The organism is Buchnera aphidicola (Drepanosiphum platanoidis), from assembly GCF_964020165.1.
In the GTDB taxonomy this organism is placed as follows: domain Bacteria; phylum Pseudomonadota; class Gammaproteobacteria; order Enterobacterales; family Enterobacteriaceae; genus Buchnera_J; species Buchnera_J aphidicola_BL.
Map to the genome: position 1 here is coordinate 371,251 of NZ_OZ026537.1, position 16,936 is coordinate 388,186.

Annotated in this window: 10 protein-coding genes and 1 pseudogene; 5 read left to right on the forward strand and 6 right to left on the reverse strand. The window is 19.7% G+C overall.

Annotated elements, in window-relative coordinates; genetic code table 11:
• Positions 1 to 239: 239 nt before the first annotated feature.
• The gene (locus AACL42_RS01795; protein ID WP_340147441.1) at positions 240 to 1,562 is read left to right on the forward strand and encodes a peptidylprolyl isomerase; all 1,323 of its coding nucleotides are present in this window, start codon (positions 240 to 242) and stop codon (positions 1,560 to 1,562) included.
• A 65-nt stretch (positions 1,563 to 1,627) separates the two neighbouring features.
• Positions 1,628 to 2,437 carry a 16S rRNA (adenine(1518)-N(6)/adenine(1519)-N(6))-dimethyltransferase RsmA gene (gene rsmA / locus AACL42_RS01800; protein WP_340147442.1) on the forward strand — a complete coding sequence of 270 codons (810 nt, stop codon included), beginning with the start codon at positions 1,628 to 1,630 and terminating at the stop codon, positions 2,435 to 2,437.
• Positions 2,438 to 2,583: 146 nt separating this feature from the next.
• Here rsmA and carB read toward each other — a convergent pair whose 3' ends face one another.
• From carB to ileS, 4 genes are all read right to left on the reverse strand, one after another.
• A complete protein-coding gene (carB, locus tag AACL42_RS01805; protein ID WP_340147443.1) occupies positions 2,584 to 5,778 on the reverse strand; it encodes a carbamoyl-phosphate synthase large subunit in 3,195 nt (1,064 codons plus the stop codon).
• Positions 5,779 to 5,798: 20 nt separating this feature from the next.
• The gene (gene carA / locus AACL42_RS01810; protein WP_340147444.1) at positions 5,799 to 6,950 is read right to left on the reverse strand and encodes a glutamine-hydrolyzing carbamoyl-phosphate synthase small subunit; all 1,152 of its coding nucleotides are present in this window, start codon (positions 6,948 to 6,950) and stop codon (positions 5,799 to 5,801) included.
• 52 nt (positions 6,951 to 7,002) lie between these two features.
• Positions 7,003 to 7,809, reverse strand: a complete 807-nt coding sequence (gene dapB, locus AACL42_RS01815; RefSeq protein WP_340147445.1) for a 4-hydroxy-tetrahydrodipicolinate reductase — start codon at positions 7,807 to 7,809, stop codon at positions 7,003 to 7,005.
• 332 nt (positions 7,810 to 8,141) lie between these two features.
• On the reverse strand, positions 8,142 to 10,985 hold the full coding sequence (gene ileS / locus AACL42_RS01820; protein ID WP_340147446.1) for an isoleucine--tRNA ligase: 2,844 nt from the start codon (positions 10,983 to 10,985) through the stop codon (positions 8,142 to 8,144).
• A 327-nt stretch (positions 10,986 to 11,312) separates the two neighbouring features.
• Here ileS and rpsT point away from each other — a divergent pair, with 327 nt between their 5' ends.
• Complete coding sequence (gene rpsT, locus AACL42_RS01825) at positions 11,313 to 11,600, forward strand: 30S ribosomal protein S20 (protein ID WP_340147447.1); 288 nt, start codon at positions 11,313 to 11,315, stop codon at positions 11,598 to 11,600.
• A gap of 146 nt (positions 11,601 to 11,746) precedes the next feature.
• On the opposite strand, the gene dnaJ is transcribed toward rpsT, so the two are convergent.
• Together dnaJ and dnaK are read right to left on the reverse strand one after the other, a co-directional pair.
• Entirely contained in the window at positions 11,747 to 12,889 is a 1,143-nt protein-coding gene (gene dnaJ, locus AACL42_RS01830; RefSeq protein WP_340147448.1) for a molecular chaperone DnaJ, read from the reverse strand.
• A gap of 130 nt (positions 12,890 to 13,019) precedes the next feature.
• Positions 13,020 to 14,945: pseudogene (gene dnaK, locus AACL42_RS01835) on the reverse strand (molecular chaperone DnaK); the annotation flags it as partial.
• Positions 14,946 to 15,682: 737 nt separating this feature from the next.
• Between dnaK and ndhC the strand changes: the two are divergent.
• Together ndhC and AACL42_RS01845 are read left to right on the forward strand one after the other, a co-directional pair.
• Positions 15,683 to 16,069, forward strand: a complete 387-nt coding sequence (gene ndhC / locus AACL42_RS01840; RefSeq protein ID WP_340147450.1) for an NADH-quinone oxidoreductase subunit A — start codon at positions 15,683 to 15,685, stop codon at positions 16,067 to 16,069.
• A gap of 60 nt (positions 16,070 to 16,129) precedes the next feature.
• Complete coding sequence (locus tag AACL42_RS01845) at positions 16,130 to 16,792, forward strand: NADH-quinone oxidoreductase subunit B family protein (RefSeq protein WP_340147451.1); 663 nt, start codon at positions 16,130 to 16,132, stop codon at positions 16,790 to 16,792.
• The last annotated feature ends 144 nt before the right edge of the window (positions 16,793 to 16,936 follow it).

Sequence of the window (16,936 nt, forward strand, 5' to 3'; positions counted from 1 at the left end):
TATAATATAAAAATATTAATTCATTAAATATTAAAAAATTAATCTTTTGTATATTTTTTTTTATTATTAAAATAAAATTTTTAAAAATAAAAATTTTTATTTATATAAAATTAAAAAATTTAAATAATTTTCACAATACTTTAAAAATATAATTTTAAAAAATTATATTTAAAAAATTTATTTATAACAAAGTATATATAAAAAAATAAAAAAATATAAATATATTAAAATTAAATATTATGATAAAAAAATGGTTTATAAAATTTATATTCTTAAGTTGTATTTTTAATTTTTTTTCAGTAAATTTATTATATAAAATTAATAATTTTCATAAAATTTTTATAAATAAATTAGTAGCTAACATAAATGATGTTAATATTTTGCATAGTGATGTAAAAAAAGAAATATTTTTTATGTGTTTAAATGATTCTTTACATAAAAAAGATTTTTGCAAAAAGAAAATTTTTTTGTATGATCAAGCTTTAAATAATTTGATTATTAATAATTTGTTGTTACAAAATTCAGATCCTTCATTTTTATTAAAAATAAATAGTCATGTAGATCATGATATACAAGAATTTTTAAATACAAAAAAAATGTTAAATGAAAAAGATTTTTATTGTGCTTGTTCTCAATTAGATAAAAATTTTGAATTTACATATGAAGAATATTTAACAAAAATAAAAAAAGTAATAATATTAGAATATTTAAAAAATGATATTGTAAAATCAAATATTCAAATATCTTCTAAAGAATTTAATAAAATTTACAAAAAAAATTTGTTAGATGAAGAAAAAAAATATTATGTAGATTTTTGTATTGTAGTAAAAAATTTAATAAATGAAAAATTTGTTAAAATTATTGATAATTTTAATTTTATGAATGTTGATGATTATACAGAATATTTTAATACATTAGAAAAAGATAATAATGTAAAAAATGAAAGTATGAGCTTAAAAGATTTTGAAAGTTTTATACACCAAAAAGTTGATATAAACTTAAAAAATTACGTTTTTAAGCCTTTTATACAAGGAACACAAGCTTTTTTTATAAAAATAAATAATGTTTATTTAAATAAAAATAAATTTTTAAAAAAAATGTATAATGTTCATCATATTTTAATAAAATATGATTCTTACGGAAATCATAGTCCAGAATATATAAAAAATAAAGTTTATAGATTATATAATAACATTATAACTAATAAGAACTCTTTTGAAGAATTAGAAAAAAAATATTCTAATGATATTACATTAAGTAATTATGGAGATTTAGGCTGGTTTAATGATCAAGAGTTTGATAAAAACTTTAAAAATGTTTTTCCAAGTATAGATAAAAATAATTGTATTAGTAAGCCTATTGAATCAAAGTTAGGTTGGAACATTTTTCAATTAAATTATATAAAAAATAAAAATTTTTTTAATAAATATGTTGAAAATAATACTTATTTATATTTTTTTAAAAAAGATTATGATGATGTTTTAAACAAATATATTGATAAAATTAAGAAACTTTCTTATATAAAAATTTTTTATACAGGTAAAATTACGAAAAATTATTAATAAAAAAAAATCAATAAAATCATTATACATTTTTTTTAAATATAAAAATTTATTAAGTAACATATATGAAATACAAAAAAAAAAAATTTTTTTATAAAAAACATTTTGGACAATGTTTTTTAAAAAATAAAAAAATTATAGATAAAATTATAAAAACAATAAGTCCTGAAAAAAAAAAGTATACTTATTGTGAGATAGGTCCAGGTTTAGCTTCTTTAACTAAACCAATATCTATTTTTTTAAATAAATTGTTTGTTATTGATATAGATAAAGATGTTTTTAAATATTTTAAAAAAAAAAAATTTTTTAGTAATAAAGTAGTTTTTTTTTTAGAAAACGTTTTAAAATTTAATTTTTTAAATATTTTTAAAAAAAAAAAAATTAAAATATTTGGAAATCTTCCATATAATATTTCCACTATTTTAATTTTAAAACTTTTAAAATTTATTTCGATAATTAAAGATATGAATTTTATGTTTCAAAAAGAAGTAGCTTTACGTTTGTTTGCAAAACCAGGGAATAAAAATTATGGAAGACTTAGTATTATAGTTCAAAAATTCTTTAAAATATTTATTTTATTTGATGTTAATCCTAGTTCATTTTATCCTAAACCAAAAGTTTTTTCTACATTTGTGAGATTAGAACCGATTGAATCTATCATTTATAATTATAAATATATTAAAATTTTAGAAAAAATTACTTTTATTGCTTTTCAACAAAGAAGAAAAATGATTAAAAAAAATTTTTCTTCTTTGTTTTCAGAAAATTTTTTATTAAAATTAGGAATTAACCCTAATGATCGAGCTGAAAATATTCCTAAAGAAAAATATTATGCTATGAGTGATTACATAATTAAAAAAAATATTTTTATATAAATATATAAAAATATTTTTTATTAATTTAAAAATTTGATAAGTTTGAAAAATTATAATTTTATATTATTTTAATATGAATTTTAAAGATTGTTTAATGAATTAAAAAATTATAAATTAACAATTTTTACAATTTAATTTTTTTAAAATTATTTATTAATTTCTTGTAGAGAAATTATGTTTTTTGTAGGATCAATATTAATAGAATTTACAGTAGCAAAAGCTCCGTTCATAGTAGTATTAAAAAAAATTTTTTTTTGTATTGCCATTTTTCTTATTAGAGAAGATTTTTTAATAGATTTTCTAGAAGAAGCTGTATTGACTATATAAGAATATTTGTTACTTTCTATATTTTTAAGAATATCTTTCATATTATCTATGTTTTTTACTGAAATATTAGAATTTTTCAAGATTTTTGCAGTTCCTGTAGTTGCTTCAATAGAAAATTTAAATTTTTTAATTTTTTTTGCTAATTTAGCTATTTTATTTTTATCTGAATTTTGCACAGATAAAAATACGATTCCATTATTTTTTATTTTGTTATTTGATGCTAACATAGCTTTTCTAAAAGATTCAGAAAAATTTTTACCAATACCCATAACTTCTCCTGTAGAGCGCATTTCTGGGCCTAAAATAGGATCTACATTAGAAAATTTATTAAATGGAAATACAGATTCTTTAATAAAATGATATATTGGCTTAATTTCTTTAATAAATCCTTGTTTTTTTAAATTAATACCTAAAATTACTTTTAAAGCAATTTTTGTCAAAGAAATTCCGAGTGCCTTTGAAATAAAAGGTATTGTTCTTGCTGCTCTAGGATTTACTTCTATTACATATACTTTTTTTTTTTTTATAGCAAATTGAATATTAATTAATCCTTTTACTTTTAAATTTATTGCAATTTTTTTAGTTTGATTTTTAATTTTTTTTAATATTTTATCATTTAATGTATAAGCTGGAAAAGAGCAAGCAGAATCTCCAGAATGTATTCCGGCTTGTTCAATATGTTCCATAATTGCGCCAATAAACACATTTTTTTTATCACAAATAGCGTCTACATCTACTTCTATAGCATTTTCTAAATATTGATCAATTAATAAGGGAGTATTTTTATTTTCATTTTTTTTAAAATATTTTTTAAGTTCTTTTTTTTTGTATATTATTTCCATAGATCTTCCCCCAAGAACATAAGAAGGTCTAATCATAATTGGATATTTAATAATATTTGCTGTTTTTATTGCTTTAGAAAGTTCAAAAACTGTAGCATTTTTGGGTTGTTTTAAATGAAGTTTTTTAACAATTTTTTGAAATTTTTTTCTATTTTCAGCTTTATCAATAGAATCTGTACTTGTTCCTAAAATTTTTATTTTTGATTTTTTTAATTTTTTAGCTAATTTTAATGGTGTTTGTCCTCCAAATTGTATAATTACTCCTTTAGGATTTTCTATTCTTACAATATCGATAATTTTTTCTAAAGTAATTGGTTCAAAATATAATCTATCAGAAATATCATAGTCTGTAGAAACGGTTTCAGGATTACAATTTATTATAATTGTTTCAAACCCTTGGTTTCTTAAAGTTTGTATAGCATGAACACAACAGTAATCAAATTCTATTCCTTGTCCAATTCTGTTTGGGCCACTTCCAATAATTAGTATTTTTTTTTTATTTTTTGTAGGTAAAGATTCGCATTCTTGCTCCCAAGTTGAATACATATATGCTGTAGAAGTTTTAAATTCTGCTGAACAAGTGTCTACTCTTTTATATACAGGATATAATTTATGAAAATTTCTAATTTTTCTTATTTTTTTTTCTTTTATATTAGATAATTCTGCAATTCTAGAATCAGAAAATCCTTTTTTTTTTAAATATCTTAAAAAAATTTTATTTTTTATTTCTTTAGGATTTTTAATAATTTTTTTTTCTATTAAAATTAATTTTTTAATTTCATTTAAAAACCAAAAATCAATTTTTGTAAGTTTCATAATTTCTTTAATTTTTATTTTTCTTCTAAAAGCATCAGCTATATATAAAAATCTTTCTGATCCAGGATTTTTTAATTCTTTTTTTATTCTTTTTATTGGATTTTTTTCATTTTTTTTAATTTTAGAATTTAATCCATTATATCCTGATTCTAAACTGCATATTGCTTTTTGAAAAGATTCTTGAAAAGTCCTACCAATAGCCATGACTTCACCAACAGATTTCATTTGAGTAGTAAGTCTATTGTCACAATTATCAAATTTTTCGAAATTAAACTTTGGTATTTTTGTAACTATATAATCTATAGATGGTTCAAAAGAAGCAGGAATAGAATTTCCTGTAATGTCATTATGAAGTTCGTCTAAAGTGAATCCTACCGATAATTTTGCTGATATCCTTGCTATAGGAAATCCTGTAGCTTTGGAGGCAAGAGCTGATGATCGAGATACTCTTGGATTCATTTCTATAACAATAATTTTTCCATTTTTTGGATTTACAGCAAATTGAACATTAGATCCTCCGGTTTCTATTCCAATTTCTTCTAATACTTTTATAGAGGCATTTCTTAAAATTTGATATTCTTTATCTGTAAGAGTTTGAGCTGGAGAAACAGTGATAGAATCTCCTGTATGAATTCCCATAGGATCAAAGTTTTCAATGGAACAAACAATAATAGAATTATTTTTTTTATCTCGAATCACTTCCATTTCATATTCTTTCCATCCAATTAAAGATTCATCAATTAATAGTTCTTTGGTGGGAGATAAGTTTAATCCTCTTATACATATTTCTTTAAATTCTTTAATATTGTAGGCTATCCCTCCTCCAGTTCCACCCATAGTAAATGATGGTCTAATAATACATGGAAATTTTACTTTGTCTAAAATTTTTAAAGCTTCTTTTAAATTATGAGCAATTCCAGATTTTGCAGTTTTTAAATTAATTTTTTTCATAGATTTTTGAAATAAAAATCTATTTTCAGCTTTTTCAATTGATTTTATTGTAACACCTAATATTTTTACATTAAATTTAGAAAGTATTTTTTTTTTATATAATTTTACAGCACAATTTAATGCTGTTTGACCACCCATAGTAGGTAATAAGGCTTCAGGTTTTTCTTTTTTTATAATTTTTTTTACTATTTTCCAGTGTATGGGTTCTACATAAGTTACATCTGCAACTTTAGGGTCTGTCATAATTGTAGCAGGATTAGAGTTTACTAAAATTATTTTGTAACCTTCTTCTTTAAGAGCTTTACAAGCTTGAGCTCCAGAATAATCAAATTCACAGGCTTGGCCAATGACAATAGGACCAGCTCCTAATATTAAAATAGATTTTATATCTGTTCGTTTTGGCATATTTTTTTTATTTTCCTAATTTAAATTATATTTTTTTTATTAATCATATTTATAAATTTATCAAATAAAAATTTTGCGTCTTGAGGGCCTGGACTAGCTTCTGGGTGTCCTTGAAAACTAAATGCAAAATTTTTTTTTATTTTTATTCCTTGTATTGTATTGTCAAATAATGATCTATGAGTAATTTTTATATTTTTTGGTAATTTTTTTTCATTAATTACATAATTATGATTTTGTGAAGTAATTATAATTTTATTGTTTTTTAAGATTTTTACTGGATGATTAGCTCCATGATGTCCAAATTTCATTTTTTTTATTTTAGCTTTGTTAGCTAATGCTAATATTTGATGTCCTAAACATATACCAAATATAGGTATTTTTTTTTTTAATATTTTTTTAATTATTTTAATAGAATTTTTAAATTTTCTAGGATCTCCAGGGCCATTTGATAAAAATATTCCCTGTGGTTTATATTTTTTAATTTTTTTATATGCAGTATTTTTTGAAACTACTGTAATATTGCAATTTCTATCAAATAACATTTTTAGTATATTTTGTTTAACTCCAAAATCATATACGATAATATTTATTGGTTTTTTATTAAAATATTTAAAATTTTTTTTTATTTGAATTTTTTTTTTTAAGTTTAAACTTTTTTTTGACCAAGAGTATGTTGTTAATTTTTTTTTTGATTTTGTTTTTTTTTTATTTTTTTTTTTTAATAAAATTGCATCTTGATAATTTTTAATTGCATAAATATTTTTATATTCTGAAATTATGCAACCTTTTTGTGATCCTTTGTTTCTAATTATTCTAGTTAATTTTCTTGTATCTATATTAGTTATAGTAATTTTATTATTTTTTCTTAAATATTTTTGTAGAGTTTGTTTACTTCTATAATTACTAGGTTTTAAAGATATTTTTTTAATAACAATACCTTTAGCATGTATTTTTTTGGATTCTTCATCATTAGAATTTGTGCCTACATTTCCAATATGTGGAGCTGTAAAAGTAATTATTTGATTTTTATAAGATGGATCTGTTAATATTTCTTGATATCCTGTCATAGAAGTATTAAAAACAATTTCACCAGATGTTATTCCTTTTATTCCTATAGATTTTCCGTAGAAAATATTTCCATCTTCTAATATTAAAACCGCATTTTTTTTCAAAATTTTTTCCTTAATTTTTTTAGAATAAAAGTTTTTAAATTTTTTAGATATCTTAAATTTTTAGTACATCTTGCATATTGAATAGTCCATTTTTTTGTTTATGCAACCATATAGATGCTAAAACAGCTCCTTTAGAGAAAATTTTTCTATTTACAGCTTCATGTTTAATTTTTAATATTTCATTATTATTTGCAAAAATTACAGAATGTTTTCCAGCAAGATTTCCTATTCTTAAACTAGAAAATCCAATTTCTCTTTTTTTTCTTTTTGATTTTTTAACATGTCTATCATAAATTGCACTTTTTTCATAATTCCAATTCATACATGCTGCAATTTTTTTCCCTAAAGATATTGCAGTTCCTGAAGGAGCATCAATTTTATTTTTATGGTGAGATTCTATAATTTCTATGTCTGAAGTTTTTCCTATTGATTTTGTTATCGTTCCTAATAATTTTATCATTAAATTAATACCTATACTAAAATTACTAGAATATAAAATACTAGTTTTTTTAGAAGCTTTTTTAATAAAGTTCATCTCTAAATTAGAAAATCCTGTTGTTCCAATTACTATTTTTTTTGAATTTTTTTGACAATATAAAACATTTTCGATTGTTTTTTCTGGAGTAGTAAAATCTATTAATACATCGAAATTATTAGATTTTTTTATTTTTGGTTGAAAAACTATTTTTGTTGGTTTTATCTTTAAAACTTTTCCAACTTCTTTATTTATATTTTTATCATATTTATTTACTATGGCAGATTCTAAAGAAACTATTTTATTATTTTGAATTTCTTTAATAATTAAACGTCCCATTCTTCCTAAAGCGCCACATACGGCTATTTTAATTTTTTTTTTCATATTTTTTCTTTTTTAAATAATTGTTATATATGTGTATTAGTATATTGTTAGAATTAATTTTTTTTATATTTTAAAAATTTTATTTTATTAATGTTTATATATTTATATAAATCTTATGATTTTATTTTTATATTAAAAAATAATTAATTTTTTTTATTAAAATTTTTTAAAAATTTTTTTTATATATAAACAAATTTAAAATATGAATTAATGTGTTATTATAAATTTTTTAAAAAATTTATTTTAAAATATTTTTTATAAAAAATTTTTAATTTTTTTAAATTAAAAAATTTTATAATTTTAAAAAATTTTTTTAATATATATTAAATATTTTATGCAAAATATCGTTTTTCTCCAATATTTTTTTTCATTAAATTTAGTAAACATCTATTACAAATTTTTTTATATTTTTTATAATAAAAAATTTTTTTTGAATAACTCCAGCATCTTTGACATTTTTTTTTAGAATATTTTTTTATTTTAATTTTTAAATTTTTTATTTTTTTATTTTTTTTTATTTTTTGATCAGCATAATAATAATTTTTAACTATTACTTTCGATACAATAAAAATAAATTTTAATTCTTTTTCTAAAATTTTTAATAAATTAAACAATTTTTTTTTACTATATAAAATTATTTTTATTTCTAAAGAACTTTTAATATTTTTATAACTTTTAAATTTTTCTAAAATTTTATTAATTTCATTTTTAATTTTAAAAATTTTTTTCCAATTTTTAAATTTAATTTTTTTATAAAAATTTTTTTTTATTATGTTTTTATTCCAATTATATGTAAAAATATTTTTTTTTTTTTGAGGGATATGAGTCCAAATTTCGTCAGCTGTAAAAGATAAAATTGGAGAAATCCATTTTGATAAACATATGATTATAAAATATAATGAAGTTTGACAACTTTTTCTTCCTATACTATTTTTTTTCATTGTATATTGTCTATTTTTAATTATATCTAAATAAAAAGAACTCATATATATAGAACAAAATTTTAATAGGTATTTAACTAATTTGTGAAAATTGTATTTTTTATAAAAATAAATAATTTTTTTTTGAGTTAATTGAGTTTTTTTTATAGCCCAAATATCTATTTCTAACATTTGATTTTGACAAATTGCATCTTTTTTAGGGTCAAAATCATAAAGATTAGAAAGTATGAATCTACAAGTATTTCTAATTTTTCTATAGAATTCAGATATTTGTTCAATGATATCTTTAGAAATTGTGATATCTTTAGAATAATTACTAGAAGCTACCCATAATCTTAATATTTCTACTCCATAATTTTTGATTATATCATTAGGTTGTATAGTATTTCCTATAGATTTAGACATTTTTCTTCCGTGATGATCTATTACAAATCCATGTGTGAGAACTTTTTTAAATGGTTTTTGATTTTGTGTAATTTCTGAAGTTATTAAAGATGACATAAACCAACCTCTATGCTGATCGACACCTTCAATACAAATATCAGAAATTTCTTTTTTAGAATTTATAGAAATATATTTTTTAGAATTATGAATGCATCCTGAATCAAACCAAACGTCTAATATATCTTTAGATTTTTTATATTTTTTTTGATCTTTTTTATTTAATATTTTTTTAAGTTTAAAATCATACCATGTTTGAATTCCTTTTAATTTAATTTTTTGAATTATTTTTTTAACTAATATAGAGTTTTTTTTATGTATTTTTCCGTTTTTTTTATTTATTAAAAGTGGAATTGGAACACCCCAAATTCTTTGTCTAGAAATACACCAATCTGGTCGATTTAAAAAAAGTTTAGTAATATTTTTTTCTGACCATTTTGGAATCCATTTAATTTTTTTTATATTTTTTATAATTTTTTTTTGAAAATTTTTTTCATTTAGTTTAATAAACCATTGTTTGGTAGCTTTAAATATAATAGGTTTTTTATGTCTCCAACAATGAGGATAATTGTGTTTAATAATTGATTTTTTTATTAAAAAATTATTTTTTTTTAAAAATTTTATAATAATTTTATTACATTTAAAAATTTTTTTTTTGTTTATAATTTTGTTTATATTATCTTTATATATTCCTTTAGAGTTTATTAAATTTATAGGTTTTATATTATAGCTTTTACAAGCTATATAATCTTCTAGTCCATGATCTGGGGAAGTATGAACAATTCCTGTTCCGGAATCTAAATTGACATGATTACTTAATATTATTTTTACTTTTTTTTTGAAAAATATATGAAAAAATTTTAAATTTTCTAATTTTTCACTTAATATAGAACAAATTATTTTATATTTTTTTTTTTTAAAAATCTCTAAATTTTTTTTTATTAATTTTTTAGATATAACAAAAATTTTTTTTTTTGTTTCAATAAAACTATATAAAGATTTTGGCTTAATAGATATTGCTTGATTTGAGGGAATAGTCCATGGAGTAGTTGTCCAAATTAATAAATTAATACTTTTTTTTTTTATATTTTTATTTTTTATATTTAAAATTTTAAAAATTTTTTTTGGAGATTCTGATTTCATTGTAAAAATAATAGAATGAGATTTTTTTTTTAAATGATCAACTTCTGCTTCAGCTAATGAAGATTGGCATTTTAAGCACCAATATACTGGTTTTCTTTGAGAATATAAAAAATTTTTTTCATAAATTTTTAATAAATTTTTCATTATATTAGCTTGATTATTATAATCCATTGTTAATATAGAATTTTTCCAATCCGCAAATATTCCTAATCTAATAAAATTTTTTTTTTGATTTTTTATTTGTTTTAAAGCATATTTTTGGCAATCTTTTCTAAAAAATTTTTTAATAATTTTTTTTTTTATTATTTTTTTTTTGTTTTTTTTTTTTTCTATTTGATGTTCAATAGGAAGACCATGACAATCCCAAGAAGGAATAAAAGAAATATAATAACCAGATAAAATTTTAGATTTTAGAATTATATCTTTTAATATTTTGTTTAATGCATGACCAATGTGAATATTTCCATTTGCATATGGAGGCCCATCATGAATTACAAATTTTTTTTTTTTTTTTTTAGATTTTTTATTTAAATTGTAATATATTTTTTCTTTTTTCCATTTTTTTATGATTTGAGGTTCTTTGTGAATTAAATTTGCTCTCATAGAAAATTTTGTTTTTGGTAAATTTAAACTTTTTTTATAAATATTCATAAGATATTTTTTTATAAATTCTCAGTTTTTAAAACAATTTTTTATATTTATTTTATAAATATATTCAATTTTATAAAATATAAATTTTTTATTTAAATTATTATATTATATAATATGTGTATATTTAAAAAAAATTTAAATAATTTTTTTTTAATTTTTTTTTAATTAATTATTAAATTATTTTTTTTAAGTATTATTAATAATACTTTAAAATTTTTAGCTTTATATATCTTATTATATATTTTATTAATAAAAATTTATATAAATTACTCTATGTTAAAATTAAAATTTTTTAATAATATAATAAAATTTTAAGGATCATAATTTATGGCAAATCTTAAATCTTCAAAAAAATATTCAAGATATTCTAAAAATAAACGAAAGTTTAATATTGGAAGAAAGTCTAGAATTAAAAATTGTATAAAAAAAATAAATTTTTTATTAAATATAAAGAAAAATCATGATTTTAATATAATAAAAAAAAAATTTTCTGAAGTACAATCTATAGTTGATAAAGGAGCATTAAAGAGGATTATTCATAAAAAAAAAGCCTCTAGAATAAAATCATCTTTAACATTAAAAATAAATCGATTAAAAACTCAAAAAATTAAATAATTTTTACATTTATTGTTTTAAATTTTTTTAAAAGCAGTATTGCTCATTTTATTCTAATAAAAAAAATTTTTATAAGTATAAGTATATTACTTAAAGAATAAATAAAAAAATAAAAAAAAAAATAAGCAGTACTGCTTAAAAATTTTTTATTTTGTTAAAGAATCAAAAAATTTTTTAACTCCATCAAAAAAAATTCTTGATTTTGGAGTGTTTTCATTTTTTTTTTTTTTGTTAAAACTTTTTCCTAATTTTTTTAATAGTTTTTTTTGAGTATTGTTCAGATTTATAGGGGTTTCTACAATTATTTTACAAAATAAATTTCCTTTTTGTTTAGTTTTTAAAGAAATAATTCCTTTGTTTCGAATTCTAAAAAGTTTAGAAGATTGAGTTTCTTTTGGGATATTTAATTTTACTTTTCCATATAAAGTTGGAACTTCAACTTTTCCCCCTAAAGCAGCCATAGAGAAATTTATTGGAATTTCACAATATAAATTATTTTTCTTTCTTTTAAATATAGAATGTTTTTTTACAAAAATTTCTATATATAAATCACCAGGTTTACCACCTTGTATTCCATATTCTCCTTCTTCCGATAGTCTAATTCGATCATTTGTATTAATTCCAGCTGGAATTTTAATAGATAATTTTTTATATTTTTCTTTTCGTCCTTCTCCATGACAAAATTTACATGGATGATTTAAAATTTTTCCATTACCATAACATTTAGGACAAGTTTGTTGTACAGTAAAAAATCCTTTCCTAATATGTATATTTCCAGATCCGTTACATGTAATACATTTTTCTATAAAATAACCTTTTTCTATTCCAGTTCCTTCACATTTTATACATTTTTGTAATATTGGAATATTTATTTTTTTTAAAGTTCCCGTAGAAGATTCTTCTAAAGTAATTTCTATTTTATAACTTAAATCAGCTCCTTTTTTTTTTGTAGTATTTTGTGTTTTTCCTCCAAATATATCTCCAAAAACATCTCCAAAGATATCTCCAAAATCTGAAGAATCACTAGTAAAACTTTCACTCCATTCTTGTTGCGATTGATTTTGATTAAATGCATCATGTCCATATTGATCATAATTATTTCTTTTATTTTCATCAATTAAAATTTCATAAGCTTCTTTAATTTCTTTAAATTTTTTTTCTGCTTGCTTATTATTTGGATTTCTATCTGGATGATATCTTACTGCAAGTCTTTTATAAGCTCTTTTTATTTCTATATTATTAGAATTTTTAGAAATCCCAAGAATATCGTAGTAATCTTTTTTTTGCATTTTTTACCTTACATTTTATCGATGAATTTTAAATTTTTTTATGTATAAATAACGGGCGTAGAAATTTTTCTACGCCCGTTATAATTTAATTTAATTTATTATTGAAATTATTTATTTTATATAATTATTTTTTTTTATTATCTTTTATTTCTTCGAAATCTGCATCTACAACATTAGAATTTTTTTTATCTTTGTTTTTTTTTTCAGTTGTAGAAGTATTTTTTTTATTAGTATTATTATATTGTGTATTATTTATTTTCATAAGAATTGACGAAGATTTTATTAATTCTTGTATATTTTTTTCAATTTCTTCTTTGTTATCTTGTTTTAATGAATAATTTAAGTTATTAATAGATTTTTGAATTTTTATTTTATCTTTTTCGGAAAGTTTGTCTTTGTTTTCATTAAATTGCTTTGTAGTGCTATGAACGATTTGATCACCTTGATTTTTAATTTGAACGAGTTCTTCAAATTTTTTATCTTCTTCTAAATTTATTTCTGCATCAGAAATCATTTTTTTGATTTCTTCTTTATCTAACCCTGAAGAAGATTTTATAATTATTTTTTGTTCTTTTCCAGTTTTTTTATCTTTAGCTGAAACATGTAAAATTCCATCTGCATCGATGTCAAAAGTAACTTCAATTTGAGGTATTCCTCTAGGAGATGCATGAATACCATCTAAATTAAATTGTCCTAAAGATTTGTTATGAATAGATTTTTTTCTTTCTCCCTGAAGAACATGAATAGTTACTGCTGTTTGATTATCTTCTGCAGTAGAAAATACTTGGCTATGTTTTGTAGGAATTGTAGTATTTTTAGATATTAAAGCAGTCATTACTCCTCCCATAGTCTCAATCCCTAAAGATAAAGGAGTTACATCTAATAATAAAACGTCTTTTACTTCTCCTGATAAAACTCCTCCTTGTACTGCTGCTCCTACTGCTACAGCTTCATCTGGATTCACATCTTTTCTTGGTTTTTTTTTAAAAAATTCTTCCACTTTTTTTTGAACTAAAGGCATTCTTGTCTGTCCTCCAACAAGAATAATATCATTAATTTTATCAATAGATAATTTTGCATCTTGTAAAGCAATTTGTATAGGTTTAATAGAAAGGTTAATTAAATCTTCTACTAAAGATTCAAGTTTTGATCGTGTAATTTTTATATTTAAATGTTTTGGTCCATTAGAATCTGCAGTAATATATGGTAAATTAACTTCTGTTTGTTTAGATGAAGATAATTCAATTTTTGCTTTTTCTGCTGCTTCTTTTAATCTTTGCATAGCTAAAGCATCATTTTTTAAATTTATATTTTGTTCTTTTTTAAACTCTTTAGCTAAATAATTAATAATTCTACTATCAAAATCTTCTCCTCCTAAATGAGTATCTCCATTTGTAGATAATACTTCAAATGTTTTTTCTTTGTCTACTTCATCAATTTCAATTATAGAAATATCAAAAGTCCCTCCACCCAAATCATATACAGCGATAGTTCTATTTCCCTTTCCTTTATCTAATCCATAAGCTAAAGCAGCTGCAGTAGGTTCATTTATAATTCTTTTTACATTTAACCCAGCTATTTTACCAGCATCTTTTGTAGCTTGTCTTTGCGTATCATTAAAATAAGCTGGTACCGTAATTACTGCAGAGTCAATTTTTTCTCCTGTAAATTCTTCTGCAGTTTTTTTCATTTTTTTTAATATTTCAGCAGATATTTGAGGAGGGGCTATTTTTTTATTTTTTATTTTTATCCATGCATCTCCATTTTTTGATTTAGAAATTTTATAAGGCATTATTGAAATATCTCTTTGTACTTCTTTTTCTTTAAATTTTCTTCCTATTAATCTTTTTATAGCAAATAAAGTATTTTTTGGATTTGTGATAGCTTGTCTTTTAGCAGGTTGCCCAACTAATATTTCTCCGTTATTTGTATATGCAATTACTGATGGAGTAGTTCTTTCTCCTTCTAAATTTTCAAGAACTCTTGCTTTCTTACCATCCATTATAGCTACACAAGAATTAGTAGTTCCAAGATCAATACCAATTATTTTTCCCATATTTTTCCTATATTGTTTAAATTAATGATTAAATATTTATGTAGTTAATAAGTTAAAATTTTTTTAATTATAAAATAATTTTTTTAAATATTAATTTTATTAATAATTTATATTTGTTTAGTTTTTTTTGTTATGAATAAAAATAATTTTTTATATATAAAAAAAATTACTGTAATATAAATTACATGGGGGCACTTTATATTACCTCAAGGTCTGAGTTAAAAAATAAAATTTATAATTTTGTTAAAAATATTTTTTTAAAATAATAAAAATATTTTATATTTTATATAGTATTTTATTTTTAAATGATTTTTCTTTAAAAATAATTTTTTACATTTTAATAGTAAAAGCTATTATTAATAAATTTATAATTAATTATATATTTTAAATTATTATGTTTATTTATTTTATTTTGGTTTATAAATAGATAGTAATAAAACAATAAATAAAATAAATTTGTTTAAATTAATTTGAATGTACTGTTTAAAAATGAAGTTATTTGAAGTAATTTAATAAAAACGTAAAAAAAATTTTTTGTAAAAATGTTAAAATATATAAAAAAATTATTTTTTTAATTTTTTTTTACAAATAAATAAGATTAAAAATTAAAATTTTTTTATTTTATTATAATTTAATTTTTTATTATTTTTTAAATATTTTAACATATTATAATTCTTTTAATTAAACATATAATTAATTTTTAGTTTTTTTAATTACAAAAAAAAGAGTTTATTACAATGAAACAAAATTTTTTTCAGCCTGAGTTTACTTTTTTATTTTTTATTTTTTTTACTTTTTTATTTTCTTTTTTCATTCTTTTTATTAGTTATTTTTTAGGTGGAATTTCTTCAAACATTAAAAAAAATATTCCTTTTGAATCAGGAGCTCCGGATACGGGAGGTGTTAATTTAAGTATTTCTATTAAATTTTATTTAATTGCTATTTTTTTTGTAATTTTTGATGTTGAATCTTTATATTTATATTTATATTCTATTAGTATCCAAGAAAATGGTTGGATTGGATTTATAGAGACATTTTTTTTTATATTTATGATTTTTATATCATTATTTTATATTTTTAAAGTAAATGATTTTATTTGGAAAAAACAATCTCAAAAAAAATAATTTATATAAAAAAATTTAATTTTTTTTATTAACTATCGATTTTTAGGAGAAAACTATAAAATGAAATATTATTTAACAAAATTAAATGATGAAAACAATATAATTTCTGAAAAAAATGTAAATAAAAAAAAAAAATTATATGATGATCCTTTAAAAAAATCTATTGAAAATAATATTTTTTTAGGAAATTTAAAAAAAACATTGCATCATTTAGTCAATTGGGGGAGAAAAAATTCTTTGTGGCCTTATAATTTTGGATTGTCATGTTGTTATGTAGAAATGGTTACTTCTTTTACTTCTATTCATGATGTTTCAAGATTTGGGTCAGAAGTATTGAGAGCTTCACCTCGTCAAGCAGATTTTATGGTAATAGCTGGAACTCCTTTTATTAAAATGGCTCCAATTATAAGAAGATTATATGATCAAATGTTAGAGCCAAAATGGGTTATTTCTATGGGGTCTTGTGCAAATTCTGGTGGTATGTATGATGTTTATTCTGTAGTTCAGGGAATTGATAAAATTATTCCAGTAGATGTTTATATACCCGGTTGTCCTCCTAGACCAGAAGCATATATGCAAGGATTAAAATTATTACAAAAATCTATAGAAAAAGAAAGAAGACCTTTGTCTTGGATAATTGGAGATCAAGGAGTTTATAAGGCTAAAATGCCATCTGAAAAAAAAAAAAAACAATATTTAAGATCAAAAGTTTATAAAATATAAAGAATTTTACAATAATTTATAATAATAAAATTTTAATTTTTTTTCATATTTTTAACATTTTCTATTATATTGAATGTTCAATAAAATAACTTTTTAAAATATTTGTTATAGAATATTATTAAAAATAATTATTTTAATAATTAA

Excerpts from the sequence above, each read along its gene's own strand:
- AACL42_RS01795 (WP_340147441.1), top strand. The coding sequence starts at position 240 with ATGATAAAAAAATGGTTTATAAAATTTATATTCTTAAGTTGTATTTTT.
- rsmA (WP_340147442.1), top strand. The coding sequence starts at position 1,628 with ATGAAATACAAAAAAAAAAAATTTTTTTATAAAAAACATTTTGGACAA.
- carB (WP_340147443.1), bottom strand. The coding sequence starts at position 5,778 with ATGCCAAAACGAACAGATATAAAATCTATTTTAATATTAGGAGCTGGT.
- dapB (WP_340147445.1), bottom strand. The coding sequence starts at position 7,809 with ATGAAAAAAAAAATTAAAATAGCCGTATGTGGCGCTTTAGGAAGAATG.
- ileS (WP_340147446.1), bottom strand. The coding sequence starts at position 10,985 with ATGAATATTTATAAAAAAAGTTTAAATTTACCAAAAACAAAATTTTCT.
- rpsT (WP_340147447.1), top strand. The coding sequence starts at position 11,313 with ATGGCAAATCTTAAATCTTCAAAAAAATATTCAAGATATTCTAAAAAT.
- dnaJ (WP_340147448.1), bottom strand. The coding sequence starts at position 12,889 with ATGCAAAAAAAAGATTACTACGATATTCTTGGGATTTCTAAAAATTCT.
- ndhC (WP_340147450.1), top strand. The coding sequence starts at position 15,683 with ATGAAACAAAATTTTTTTCAGCCTGAGTTTACTTTTTTATTTTTTATT.
- AACL42_RS01845 (WP_340147451.1), top strand. The coding sequence starts at position 16,130 with ATGAAATATTATTTAACAAAATTAAATGATGAAAACAATATAATTTCT.